The following is a 12,703-nucleotide window of genomic DNA, read 5'->3' on the forward strand; positions in this document are numbered from 1 at the left end:
CTACTGTTCGGTCGAGAGCGGCGCCAGGCGCTGCTGGGGGCGCCCCTGAGCGGCGGCGGCAAGAGCGATGACGATCTCGTTCGGGTGCGGGGCGTCGCTGACGCGGACCTCGAAGCTCTGGTGGTGCGAGCGGATCGTGGCGTCGGTGATGTGCTTCAGCGGGATGTCGAAGCCCACACCGGCGGGGCCCCGCTTCTCGACCGCGGGCAGCAGGGTGGTGGCTTGGGCCGCCTTGCGGAAGTGATCGCCGAACTTGAGTGTGTGGATCAGCGCCGAACCGTGCTCGATCTCGCCGTCCAGGCCGACGACTGCGGCCTTGCCGTATGCCTCGGCGGGTTCACCGAGGGCGTCGAGGACCGCCGGGGCCAGCAGCGCGCCGAGGTCGGAGGCGTTCGCGTCGATACCGGGGTTCAGATCCTCGACGAAGCCCTGGCCGGCCCAGGGATTCTCGATCACCGCCGCGACGACGGCGATCCGGGCCGGGCGGGTCAGCTCACGGCCGCCCTCCGCGTGGATCTCCTCGACGACGGTCACGATCCTGCGCACGTTCATGAGGGGATGACCTCCAGGGTCTCGGTGGTGACGACGGGGTCGGTCATGCGGTCCCCGATACGGGGGTGCGGGCGCGGCCCCGTCGAGGCGGCCGCGATGACGACGATCTCGTCCGCGCGTGGCCCGTCGGACACACGGGCGCTGATGGTCTGGTAGTGGCTGCGTGTCGCGGCCTGGGTCTTGTGCCAGAGGGGGATGATCAGCGACTCTCCGGCCTCGGCACGCGTGTCGGCGAAGCAGATGACGGATTCGCCCCGGAGGAACTCTCTCACCAGGTTGCCGAAGTACGGCGTGTGGATGAGTGCCCCGGCGTGCTCGATCTCGCCCGCGGTGCCGACGACGGCGGCCTTGCCGAAGGACTCGATCTCGTCCGCGCCGCCCAGGGACGTGATGAGCCGGTCGGTCAGCAGCTTCGCGAGTACCGGTGCGATACGGGCCTGTTCCGGGGACAGATCGGCCGAGGGACCGGATCCCGCCCATGGATTCCGTATGACGGCGGCGACGCTGGCCCGGTGCGCGGGCCGTACGGGGGCCTCGCCGGCCTCGGTCAGGACGACGTCACGGTAGAGCACGAGCTTGCGGAGACCGATGCTTGCGTCAGTGTGTTCCAAGCTCTCTTGCATGGCACAGGACGATAAGCACGCATGTGCAAACCGGTCAAGGGTTGGATCGGAGCGGCCTTCGTGCCTCCCGGATTCTGCGGACTGCGGTCGCCAAACGGCCCTTGAACTTTGCAATCTGCTGATCTACGGAATCGGGCACGATCCGGAACCACTCACCCCTTGACGCTCCTGCTGTGGCGTGCCTTACTGCTTCTTGTATGCCAGTGCTGCCCGGAAGGCAGGACCCAGCGGTCGAGCAGACAACGCTCCCGTTCGCCCCGACCGACCGCGCACTCCGGAAAGCCGTCGTCGTGGAAGGGAAAGAGATGGTGCATCCCGACGCCCGCCGAGAACTCATCGAGAAGGTATGGGCCGAGGCCTGGGGGCGCGGTGACGTCGACGCGCTCGACGCGTTGCTGAGCCCCGCCTACCTGCGCCACGGGACGGACCGGCACCCGGAGAACCTGGACACCTTCAAGGCGGCGATCGTCTCCACCCGAGCAGCCTTCCCGGACCTGGCCACCACCATCGACGAGACCGTGATCGAAGGCGACAGGGCCGCGATTCGCTGGCACAGCAGCGGGACCCATGAGAACTCCTTCCTCGGTGTCCCCGCCACCAAGCGGCGCGTCGACATCAGCGGCGCCACGTTCGCCCGCTTCGAGGGGGACCTGATCGTCGAGGAGCACGTGACATGGGATCCCCGGGCTCTGCTCGTGGCGCTGGGCATCATCAGCGTGGGACAGGACTGACGACCGAGATGACAAGGAGCACCCTCATGGCCGCGCTTGCCCCCACCCCCGGCATCGACGTGATGAAGCAGGTGAACCGGCAGTTCGTCACCGGGGTCACGGTCGTGACCGTGATGGACGGAGAGACACCGCGAGGGCTGGCCGTCAACGCGTTCTCCAGCATCTCGCTCGACCCTCCCACGGTGATGGTGTGTGTTCAGCACACCTCGTCCACCCATGACAGCCTGTTCCGGGCCGAGTACCTCGCGATCAACATCCTCTCCACCGGACAACTCGACGTCGTCGGCAGGTTCGCGAGCAAAGCCGCCGACAAGTTCGAGGGGCTGGACTGGGGGAGGGGCCCGAACGGCAGCCCGCTGCTCGACCGGAGCAGCGCCCAGATGGAAGTGCGGATCCGCGAGCGGCTGCGCGCCAGTACGCACACGATCTTCGTCTGCCGAGTGGTGCACGCCGCGGTGACCGAACACCCGCCCATGGTCTACAGCGCCGGCAAGTTCTTCGACGGTGGGGCGCTCGCCTCGCTGGGATGAGCCAGTGGGCGGCGAGGGGGGATGGAGGACCGGCCGGTGACAGCAGACGCCCGGATCCGTCAACCGTGACGGATCCGGGCGTCTGCTGTGGACCTGGGTTACGTCACCGCACCTCCCGCGCGTAGGGCGCGACGGCGATCCGGTCGATCAGCGGTGCGTAGCGGGAACGGAGCAGCACCCCCGGGAAGGTGTCCGAAGCGTAGGTGGTGCCGTCGAAGTTCGGCAGTTCCTCGGAACGGAACGAGATCGTGTTCTGTCCCTTCTCGAGGCGGACCGGGACGGTCAGCTCCCAGAAGTTGTTCTGGTGGAAGCTGTGCGGGAAGCCGACGCGCTGCACGCCGCCGCCGTTGACGGTGATGTCGGCGTGGCGGGCCAGCGGGTCCGGGTTGTAGTGCGTGGCCTCCGACTGCTCCGGGTTGGAGTAGCGGATGCGCAGCGCGTACAGACCGGCCTTGTCCGCGCCGACCGTGAACGTCGCCGTGTTGCCGTTGCCCGGATCACCGCCGATTCCGGTGATCGCCGTACCGTCACTCGCCAGGGGCAGCGAGGTCAGCGTCGCCGAGCCCGCCAGCTCGGCGTCCTGCGCCTCGTACGTACGCGTCTTGAGCGTGCCGTCGGTGGGTGTGACCTTCAGCCGGTCGACGAGCGTCACATCCGAACGGCCGGTTACCGTCACCTTGTTGACGCCGCCCGAGAGGGAGACGGCCACCTTGTGCCGGGACTTGGTCACCTCCAGGACGTCGTGCCCGTTGACGGACAGCCGGGCGTCCGCGCCGCCGAGGGTGCCGACGTCGAGGGTGGCCTCGCGGTCGGTGGGGGAGTAGACCCAGAACGTGGCCTTCTGGTTCTTCGCGACCCGGACCGCGCCGGAGCCGGTGGCGGGGGCCGGGGTGTGCTTCGGCAGGTCGTAGACGGGGGTCGCCCCGCCGCTCGTCCAGGCCAGCTCGCCCTCGTAGACCGCGGTGGCTGCCGCAGCGTCCGGCAGGGACAGGGTGAGACGGTCGACGATGGTGTCGCCCTTGGTGACGCGCTTGCCGTCGAGGCTCTTCGCGGCCAGCGTCAGGGTGTGCTTGCCCTTGGTGAGGTGCACCTTGGCGTCGGTGTGGTCCCACACCACCCACTTGTAGCCGAGCGGCATGTACAGCTCCTGCTCGCTGTCCGCCTGGCCGTCCACGCGCAGGAACACGTTGGTCGGGCCCTGTTCCTTCACCTTGTCGAAGGTGTTGAGGGAGTTGGCGAAGACACTCAGGTCGTACGTGCCGTCCTCGGGGACGTCCACGGTGAAGTCGAGCGTGACATCCGAGCCGGTACGCAGCCCGCCGACGTCATAGCCGCCGGAGGTGTAGAACTTCGACACGTCGCTCGTCGAGCCCTCCGGGCCGTTCTTGGAGTAGCCGGATCCCGTGTGCGCGGCGTCCTCCGCCTCGTACGAGCCCTGCCAGCGCACGGGCGCGGACTGCGTGCCCTTCGCCTTGCCGGCCGGGCTGAGGACGATCTCGTACGCCGAGGACTCCTTGAGCTTCGGCAGCGTGCCGTCGCCGAAGTCGACGATCACCTTGCCGTCGTCACCGACCTTCAGGTTCGTCTCGGTCAGGAGCTTCGGGCCGGAGTTGTCGCCGACCTGCCCGCTCCAGTCGATCTCCCGCACCCAGGCGTGGACGCTGTCCCCGAAGACCTTCCGGGGGACGTTGTCGAAGGTGATGTGCCCCTCGCCGGCGGACCCGCCGAAGACCAGCCGGGACTGCTTCTTCGTCACGTCGAGGGTGGCCACGCCCTGCATGGTGTAGTTCTCGCCCGGGAACGGCGGGGTCACCTTCACGGTGTGCCCGCTCATCGAGGCGTACGAGTGCATCAGCCACCACTGGCCGTTGCCGCGGTTGGACTGCACCGCGGAGTCGGAGAGGTTTCCGTCGATGTTCCAGTAGGCGATGTCGGCGTCCACCTTGGACTCCTCGATCGCGGACACCCACTGGATCATCTGACCGGGCACGGAGGTGTGGTAGTTGAAGGCGTACTCGTTGATGTTGACGGGGAGTCGGGTGCCCTCGCGGTCGGTGCCCTTGAACAGATCCTTCTCCCACGCCCGGTACTTGTCGACGCTCTGGCGCACCGCCTCCGGGTGGCTGAGCTCGTGCCAGGTGATCACGTCGGGGAGCGTGCCGGCGGCCAGGGTGTGCGTGAGGAAGCCCTTCACCTGGTCGTACAGGACACTGGTGTTGGGCCCGGCGATGCGGGCGTCCGGCATCCTGCCCTTGATGAGCTTGTAGGCGGAGTCCCAGGCGGCGAAGAAGTCCTTGGGGTCGGTGAGCCAGCTGACCTTGTCGTAGCTCCACTGGCCGGTGCCGAACATGTTGCCCTCGGGCTCGTTGAACGGCACGAAGACGATGTTGTCCTGGTACTGCTTCGGCAGCTTCAGAACCTGGTCGACCTGCGCGGCGAGCTTCTTCTCGTAGAGATCGAGCTTCTCCGCGGGGGTGTCGCCGGGCCACTCGTACGGGAATCCGCGGTGGATGTCCGTCATATAGATGTACACATCACCGTCGGTGGAGTCGGCCAGCGGCTTCACCACGTCCAGCGCGTCGGCACCGGGGTGCTGCGGGCCGTCCTGCGCCTTGGTGGAGACGGTGCGCAGGCCCATCCCCTCGATGAGGTTGTTGGTGGGGACGTCCGGTCCGTACACGCCGTAGAGGGTGCCGGACGCGCCGCCGTGGAAGGCACCGGTGTCCGAGCCGAGGTCGACGGTGAGAGCGCCCTCGCGGACCACGGTGACGGTTGCCTTCACGTTTCGTCCGGCCGCCGTTCCGGCCACGGTGAACGTGCCCGGCCGGGCGTACTTCTCGGCCGGTACGGCGTCCCAGGTGACCGGCGTGTCGCGGTCGTAGCCGTCGGAGAAGGCGGAACGCACCGAGGCGGGCAGGGAGGGGGCGGTGCCGGTCGTCGTACGGACGTCGAACGACGTCCGCGAGAGCTGCTGGAGGGTGGGCGGCGTCCCGACCGTGCCGGCGACCTGCTCGGCGGTGAGCGCCGAGTGCCAGACCGTGAAGTCGTCGATCGCGCCCTTGAGCAGCGGGTCCTGGTAGAAGGACTTGCCGATGTATCCGGCGGCCGTGGCCGAACCGGCCAGCAGGTCCCTGGCCTTGACGGTGGTCGCGGCGGAGGAGACCGCGACACCGTCGAGGTAGGTGGTCACCCGGTGGTTCGCGGTGTCGAGGGTGACCGTCACCGTCCGCCAGCCGTCGGCGGGCAGCGGCGCGTAACCGGAGACCTGTGCCTCCGCGCCTCCGCCGCCGGTGGTCACGGCGGTGCGCAGCACTCCGCCGTTGGACGGCGTCGTGAACAGGTACTTGCCGGTGTCGGTGCCCAGATCGAAGATCCGCTGCCAGGCCGACTTGTCGTCGCTCCACTTCACGCGGGCCGAGACCGTCAAGTCGCCGGCGTCGCCGAGGACTTCGCGGGGGAGCCGGACGTACGCGCCGTCGGAGGCGGGCGCACCGCCGGGCAGCGACAACGCCTTGCCGCCGTCGGTACCCGCGACGGACTCGGCGGTGGAACCGTTGACCAGGGTCGCCGTCAGACCGTTGCCGGAACTGTCCGCGATCTTGCCGGTGGCGAGGTCGTCCTGGTCGAAGGTGTAGTGGGCGGTGGGCCGGGGCGTCTCGGCCGCCTGCGCGGGAACGGCCGGGGCGGCCAGCAGCCCCGCACCGAGAGCCAGCGTCATGGCGGCCGGGGCCCGGCGCCGGGCGGATCTGTCAGCGGATGGCATGGACTGCGTCCTCAATCCTCGGGTGGCTGTCTCGAATCGGTTCGATGTCGTGTGACGCACGGCGTAGGGGACTCGGCTTGTCGACCGGAGACGGGGCCTGTGCCTACGGGGGAGGGCCGGGCACGGGCCCGCGGCCGCGGAAGGATCACTTCGTCGAACCGGTTCGGGGAAGCTAGCACCGGGAAACCCGGCCAGCAATCCCTCCGACACGAGGATCTCTCCGAGCCGAAGCAGGTGCAAAAGCGCCTTCAGAGGTGTTGACAGACGTTCGGGCAGTTCCTACCTTCACTTCACGCGAACCGGTTCGACGACCGGTCGCAAGCGAACCGGTTCGACGAAGGAGCCACCCGTGAACATCGGTGAGATCGCCCGCCGGGCCGGTGTCTCGCGGAGCACCGTGTCCTACGCGCTGAGCGGCAAGCGCCCGGTCTCGGACGAGACCCGACGGAAGATCCAGCGGGTCATCGACGAGCTGGGCTACCGCCCGAACGCCAGCGCGCGCGCTCTCGCCAACGGCCGGACCAACACCATCGGGCTGGTCTTCCCGCCGGCCGGCAACCACTACACCGGCATGCAGCTGGACTTCATCGGCAGTGTCGTCGAGGCCGCCGCGGCCCACGACTACGACGTCCTGCTCTCACCGAGCGGTGTGGACAGCGACCGTTCGTTCCAGCGGCTGCTGGGGGAGCGGCGGGTCGACGGCACGATCCTGATGGAGATCAGGCTCGAGGACGACCGGGCCGACCACCTGGCCGAGCTGGGCTTCCCCTTCGTCGCCATCGGCCGTACCGCCCACCCGGAGGGCAGCTGGTGGGTCGGCCTGGACCACACCGCGCTCGCCGCGGCCTGCGTCCACCACCTGGCCGACCTCGGCCACCGCAAGGTCGCCTTCGTCAACCGCCCCGAGCAACTCCTGCGGGCCGGGTACGAGTCCGCGCACCGCGGCCTGGACGGCTTCACGAAGGCCGCGGCCGAGCGGGGGCTGACCGTGCGGACGTACTGCTGCGGGGACGACGCGGCATCCGGGCAGGCCTGCCTGGAAAAGATCCTGCACGACGAGCCGGCCACCACCGGTCTGGTCACGCTGAACGAGGCCGCGCTGGGCGGTCTCTACCGTGGGCTCGCCCGGGCGGGCCGCCACGTACCACGCGACTTCTCCGTCACCGGGGCCGTCGCCAGTCGCTGGGCCGAGACGGTCACCCCGCAGCTCACCGCCGCCGACGTACCGGCGGAGGAACTGGGCCGGCGCGCCGTCGACCTGCTGGTGGAGCGGCTCGACCACCCCGACGCACCGCCCCGGCACCACCTCCTCGTCCCGCCGATCTCCCTGCGCGCCAGCACCGGCCCCGCCGGGACCGGTACCGCGCCCTGACCCGACGAACCCGCGTAGTCCCCCTTCGCCTGCGTCATCCGCTTCACCTCACGGACGCCCGAACCGCCCGACATCGCCGTTCGCCGTGCCCGCCTGTCCCGACCACCCCGTGCCTCGGCAGCCGCACGCCCGGAACAAAGGAAACCGTCGCCATGAACAGCACCTCCAGACAGCGCCGTCTGACCGCCGCGGCCGTGACCGCCCTGGCCGTGGCCGTGGCCGCCACCGCCTGCTCCTCGGGCTCGGGCAGCAGCGACAGCAACGGCGCCGGCAGCGGTACGTACACCGTCTGGGACCCGTACCCGCAGTTCGACAAGACGTCGGCCTGGGCGAAGCTGCTGGACCAGTGCGGCACCAAGGCCGGAGTGAAGATCAAGCGGACCGGCTTCGACACCAGCGACCTGGGCAACAAGACGCTGCTGGCGGCGCAGCAGGGCAACTCCCCGGACGTCCTGATCGTCGACAACCCGGTGGTGTCGACGCTGGCCGAGGCGGGCGTGCTCACCACCACCGACGACACCGGTCTGAACACCTCGAAGATCGACCCCAACCTGCTCGCGGCCGGCCAGTCGGCCGGCAAGACCTACGGCACGCCCATCGGCGCCAACACCCTGGCTCTCTACTACAACAAGGACGTGCTGAAGAAGGCCGGCGTGGACATCGCCTCGGTCAAGGACTGGAACACGCTGACGGCGGCGCTGGCCAAGGTCAAGAAGGCCGGCAAGAAGGGCATCACCTTCTCGGCGATCGGCACCGAGGAGGGCAGTTTCCAGTTCCTGCCCTGGTTCTGGGGCTCGGGCGCGAAGCTGACCGAACTCGACTCCGCCCAGGCCGTGTCGGCGCTCTCCCTGTGGAAGAACTGGCTGAAGAAGGGCTACGCCCCCAACTCGGTCCTCAACAACACCCAGACCACCAGCTGGCAGGAGTTCACCGGCGGCGACTACGCGTTCGCGGAGAACGGCACCTGGCAGCTCGCGGGCGCCGAGAAGGCGGGCTTCGACTACGGGGTACTGCCCATCCCGGGCGCCACCGGCGGCAACGCCGCGGCCCCTACCGGCGGCGAGTTCGTGACCGTCCCCATCCAGAAGGACTCCGCCCGCTACGCCACCACCAAGAAGCTGGTGACCTGCCTGACCAGCGGCGACAACCTCTACAACACCGACACCACCCTGTCCTACGTGGCCCCCACCAGCGAGGTCCAGGACAAGCAGGTGGCCGCGAAGCCCGACCTGAAGCCGTGGGTCGACGCCGTCAAGACCGCCAAGGGCCGCACCAGTGACGACCTGGGCACCAAGTACCCCAAGATCTCCGAGCAGATGTGGAAGGCCGTCCAGGCCGCCCTCAGCGGCTCCAAGTCGCCCGAGGACGCGCTGTCCGAGGCCCAGTCCGCCGTCAAGTAACCGGACCACGAGGGTCGTTGATGAACCACACGACAGAGCTGCCGGACCACCGGTCCGAGCGCGTCCGGGGCGAGGCGGAGCACACCACAGCCCCGCCCCGGCCCCGCGGCAGGAAGCGTCGCCGCCGGCCCACCTCCACCCAGTGGGCCGCCTGGGGATTCCTCGCCCCGGTGACCGTCTACCTCGCCCTCTTCTACGCGTATCCGCTGTACCGCAACCTCGACCTGAGCCTGCGCGACTACACCGTCCGCTCCTTCGTCCAGGGCGACGCGCCGTTCACGGGCCTGGCGAACTACCGCACGGTCTTCGACAACCCGACCTTCGCCCCGGCCCTGCTGCACACCGCGCTCTTCACCGCCGTGTGCCTGGTCTTCCAGTACGCCATCGGGCTCGCCCTCGCGGTCTTCTTCAACCAGCACTTCCGGCTCTCGGCCACCCTGCGCGCCCTGTTCCTCGTCCCCTGGCTGCTGCCGCTGATCGTCTCGGCCTCCACCTGGTCGTGGATGCTCAACACCGACTCCGGCATCGTCAACGCCGCCCTGCACGCCGTCGGCATCGACTCCGTGAACTGGCTGACCTCGCCGTCCTGGTCGCTGACCTCAGTGATCATCGCGAACATCTGGATCGGCGTCCCGTTCAACCTGGTCGTCCTCTACAGCGGCCTGCAGTCCATCCCGGCCGGCCTGTACGAGGCCGCCGCGCTGGACGGGGCGGGCGCCTGGCGCCGTTTCTGGAGCGTCACCTTCCCGCTGTTGCGCCCGGTGTCCGCGATCACCCTGCTCCTCGGGCTGGTCTACACACTCAAGGTCTTCGACATCATCTGGATCATGACCAAGGGAGGTCCGGCCGACTCCTCCACCACCCTCGCCACCTGGTCCTACCAACTCGGCTTCGGCAACCTCCTTCCCGCCTTCGGCCCGGGTGCCGCCGTCGGCAACCTGCTCGTGGTCGCCGCCCTGGTCTTCGGCCTGGTCTACGTCCGCGTACAGAGAAAGCAGGCCCTCTCATGAGCCGCACACGCAGGCGTACCCGGGTGAAGACCACGATCGGCGTCGTGCTGACCGGGATCATGCTCTTCCCGGTCTACTGGATGATCAACGTGTCGCTCACCCGCGACCAGGACATGCGCAAGAGCCCCCCGGACCTGCTGCCGCTGCACGGCACCCTGGCCGGCTACCGCACCGTCCTCGACGAGCAGCTGCCCTACCTCGCCACCAGCCTGGTCATCGGCCTGGGCACCGTCCTGCTCACCGTGCTCCTGTCCGCCCCAGCCGGCTACGCCCTGGCCAAGCTGCGCCCGCGCGGCGGCGGCATCCTGAGCTTCCTCCTGCTGGCCGCGCAGATGATCCCCGGCATCATCATGGCGATGGGCTTCTACGCCATCTACCTGCAACTCGGGCTGCTCCAGTCCGTGCCCGGCCTGATCGTCGCCGACTCGACCCTGGCCGTCCCGTTCGCGGTCCTGATCTTCACGGCGTTCATGTCCGGCATCCCCGGCGAACTGCTCCAAGCAGCGCAGATGGACGGAGCGAGGGCCCTGCGCACCTTCTGGTCCGTCGTACTGCCGATGAGCCGCAACGCCGTCGTCACGGTGTCACTGTTCGCGTTCCTGTGGTCCTGGTCCGACTTCGTCTTCGCCAGCACCCTGGCCAACGGCGGCGCACACGAGCCGATCACGCTCGGCATCTACCACTACATCGGCAACAACAACCAGCAGTGGAACGCCATCATGGCGACCGCCGTCGTGGCCTCGCTGCCGGCCGCGGTGATCCTCGTCCTCGCCCAGCGCTACGTAGCCGCCGGCGTGACCGCCGGTGCCGTCAAGGACTGAGCACCTGACCCCGCAGAACGACCGACCAGTGTGGGTCGTCCGCTCCCCTGCTCCAGAAACGAGTCACGCCACATGACCGCCGCCCGATCAGGCCCGGCCTTCTCCGTCCGCGACATCCCGTTCAGCACCTACGGATCCTGGTTCGACATCTCGCCCGTGGTGGCGGAGAAGACGTACGCCGAGGACCTCCACCTCGTCTCGCACCAGAACGGCATGCACGGCGTCCTGCGCCTGGTCCCCCTGAACACGGCGAAGGGCGACCGCGCCGAGACCCACGTCGAGGCGACACCGGGCCTGCTCAGCTGGATCGGCGAGAGCGGGCGCGTCGACCTCGCCTACGAGTCGCCGGACACCGTACGGCTGCGGGGGAGCGGCCTGGGCTTCGGCGTCTTCGCCGCCGCGCAGGCGCTGACCCCGTTCAGCGGCACGTACTTCTTCCACGACCCGGCGGCCGGCGGGCACGTCTTCACGTCGTACGAGACCGGGCGCCGCTACCGCGTCACCGTACTGTCCGGCACCCCCGCCGAGGTGGCCGGGGCGCAGGCCCTGGGCAGCGCCGGCCGCGGTGTCGCCGTGACCGCGGACGGGGACGGGGCCTGGGAGATCGCGATCGACGAACTCGACACGGCCCGCCCGCCGTACGCGTCCTCGGCGACCTTCGACGGCGTCGTGGAGTCCGCACGGCGTGCGTTCGCCGACTTCGTCGACGCGGTGGCCCCCTGGCGTTCGTCCGCCACACCGGCCGCGGAACTCGCCGCCTACGTCGTCTGGTCGGCGACCGTACGGCCGGCGGGGCTGGTCACCCGGCCCGCCGTGCTGATGTCCAAGCACTGGATGGACAAGGTCTGGAGCTGGGACCACTGTTTCAACGCCCTCGCCCTGGCACCCGGTTGTCCCGAACTGGCCCTGGACCAGTTCGCCCTGCCCTTCGACCACCAGGACGACAGCGGCGCCCTGCCCGACTCGGTCACCCACTCCGAGGTCCTGTACAACTTCGTCAAGCCGCCCATCCACGGCTGGGCCTTCGGTCACCTGCGCCGCCTCCTGCCGGCACCTCCCGCAGAGGGTCAACTGGCCGAAATCTACGACCTGTTGGAACGCTGGACCGCCTTCTGGCTCACCGCGCGACGGGCCCCCGGCGCCGAACTGCCCCATTACCAGCACGGCAATGACAGCGGCTGGGACAACGCCACCACCTTCGACCCCGAGCGCGTGGTCGTCACCGCCGACCTGGCGGCCTTCCTCGTCCTCCAGCTGCGTGAACTCGCCCGGATGGCAGGGGAGTTGGGAAAGCAGGATGCGGCGCGGCACTGGACGGCAGCAGCCGTGGAGACACAGAGCGCGCTGCTCGACCAGCTCTGGCGGGGCGACCGGTTCGTCGCGCGGTCGGTCGCCACCGGCAACACCTGGAGCAGCGCAAGCCTCCTCGACCTGATGCCCATCGCGCTGGGCGAGTACCTGCCCGGCGAGATCAGCAGCGCGCTGGCCGACCACATCAAGGCCCACCTCACCCCGTACGGCCTGGCCACCGAACTGCCCACCTCACCGCACTACCTCGCCGACGGTTACTGGCGCGGCCCGATCTGGGCCCCCGCCACGGTCCTCGTCGAGGACGGTCTGCGCCGCGCCGGCCACCAGCGGCTGGCCGACGACATCAGCGCCCGCTTCCGCGCCCTGTGCGAGACCCACGGCTTCGCCGAGAACTTCGACGCCCTCACCGGAACGGGCCTGCGTGACCGGGCCTACACCTGGACCGCCGGCAGCTACCTCCTCCTCGCGGCGGCGCACGCCGAGCGAGACGGCCACCGACCGGCCGCCTCCAGCGCCGACGTCGTGGCGTGAGTCGGGCGAACAGCTGTGCCAGGAGTACGAGGCCCGCTACAGCACGCTCCGCCGCGCCC

General features: G+C 69.3%; 10 protein-coding genes. 7 read left to right on the forward strand and 3 right to left on the reverse strand.

Features of this window, described 5'->3' with window-relative positions; all coding sequences use genetic code 11:
- Together ABZ016_RS28070 and ABZ016_RS28075 are read right to left on the reverse strand one after the other, a co-directional pair.
- Entirely contained in the window at positions 1 to 552 is a 552-nt protein-coding gene (locus ABZ016_RS28070) for an amino acid synthesis family protein (RefSeq protein ID WP_356919475.1), read from the reverse strand.
- Complete coding sequence (locus ABZ016_RS28075) at positions 549 to 1,163, reverse strand: amino acid synthesis family protein (protein ID WP_356919476.1); 615 nt, start codon at positions 1,161 to 1,163, stop codon at positions 549 to 551. The genes ABZ016_RS28070 and ABZ016_RS28075 overlap by 4 nt, the downstream gene beginning before the upstream one ends.
- Positions 1,164 to 1,480: 317 nt before the next feature.
- Between ABZ016_RS28075 and ABZ016_RS28080 the strand changes: the two genes are divergently transcribed.
- Together ABZ016_RS28080 and ABZ016_RS28085 are read left to right on the forward strand one after the other, a co-directional pair.
- On the forward strand, positions 1,481 to 1,906 hold the full coding sequence (locus tag ABZ016_RS28080) for an ester cyclase (RefSeq protein ID WP_356919477.1): 426 nt from the start codon (positions 1,481 to 1,483) through the stop codon (positions 1,904 to 1,906).
- A gap of 26 nt (positions 1,907 to 1,932) precedes the next feature.
- Positions 1,933 to 2,436 carry a flavin reductase family protein gene (locus ABZ016_RS28085; RefSeq protein ID WP_356919478.1) on the forward strand — a complete coding sequence of 168 codons (504 nt, stop codon included), beginning with the start codon at positions 1,933 to 1,935 and terminating at the stop codon, positions 2,434 to 2,436.
- Between the two features lie 103 nt (positions 2,437 to 2,539).
- On the opposite strand, the gene ABZ016_RS28090 is transcribed toward ABZ016_RS28085, so the two are convergent.
- On the reverse strand, positions 2,540 to 6,199 hold the full coding sequence (locus ABZ016_RS28090; protein ID WP_356919479.1) for a LamG-like jellyroll fold domain-containing protein: 3,660 nt from the start codon (positions 6,197 to 6,199) through the stop codon (positions 2,540 to 2,542).
- A gap of 349 nt (positions 6,200 to 6,548) precedes the next feature.
- Between ABZ016_RS28090 and ABZ016_RS28095 the strand changes: the two genes are divergently transcribed.
- The 5 genes from ABZ016_RS28095 (at position 6,549) to ABZ016_RS28115 (ending at position 12,644) form a co-directional block, all read left to right on the forward strand.
- A complete protein-coding gene (locus ABZ016_RS28095) occupies positions 6,549 to 7,571 on the forward strand; it encodes a LacI family DNA-binding transcriptional regulator (protein WP_356919480.1) in 1,023 nt (340 codons plus the stop codon).
- A gap of 152 nt (positions 7,572 to 7,723) precedes the next feature.
- Complete coding sequence (locus tag ABZ016_RS28100) at positions 7,724 to 8,971, forward strand: extracellular solute-binding protein (RefSeq protein WP_356919481.1); 1,248 nt, start codon at positions 7,724 to 7,726, stop codon at positions 8,969 to 8,971.
- 20 nt (positions 8,972 to 8,991) lie between these two features.
- Positions 8,992 to 9,981: a sugar ABC transporter permease gene (locus ABZ016_RS28105; protein WP_356919482.1), complete on the forward strand. Its 990-nt coding sequence runs from the start codon at positions 8,992 to 8,994 to the stop codon at positions 9,979 to 9,981.
- Positions 9,978 to 10,802, forward strand: a complete 825-nt coding sequence (locus ABZ016_RS28110; RefSeq protein WP_356919483.1) for a carbohydrate ABC transporter permease — start codon at positions 9,978 to 9,980, stop codon at positions 10,800 to 10,802. Before ABZ016_RS28105 ends, ABZ016_RS28110 begins: the two co-directional genes overlap by 4 nt.
- A 72-nt stretch (positions 10,803 to 10,874) precedes the next feature.
- Positions 10,875 to 12,644 carry a trehalase family glycosidase gene (locus ABZ016_RS28115; RefSeq protein ID WP_356919484.1) on the forward strand — a complete coding sequence of 590 codons (1,770 nt, stop codon included), beginning with the start codon at positions 10,875 to 10,877 and terminating at the stop codon, positions 12,642 to 12,644.
- The last annotated feature ends 59 nt before the right edge of the window (positions 12,645 to 12,703 follow it).

The sequence above is a fragment of the Streptomyces sp. NPDC006372 genome, from assembly GCF_040612515.1.
Classification (GTDB): Bacteria; Actinomycetota; Actinomycetes; order Streptomycetales; family Streptomycetaceae; genus Streptomyces.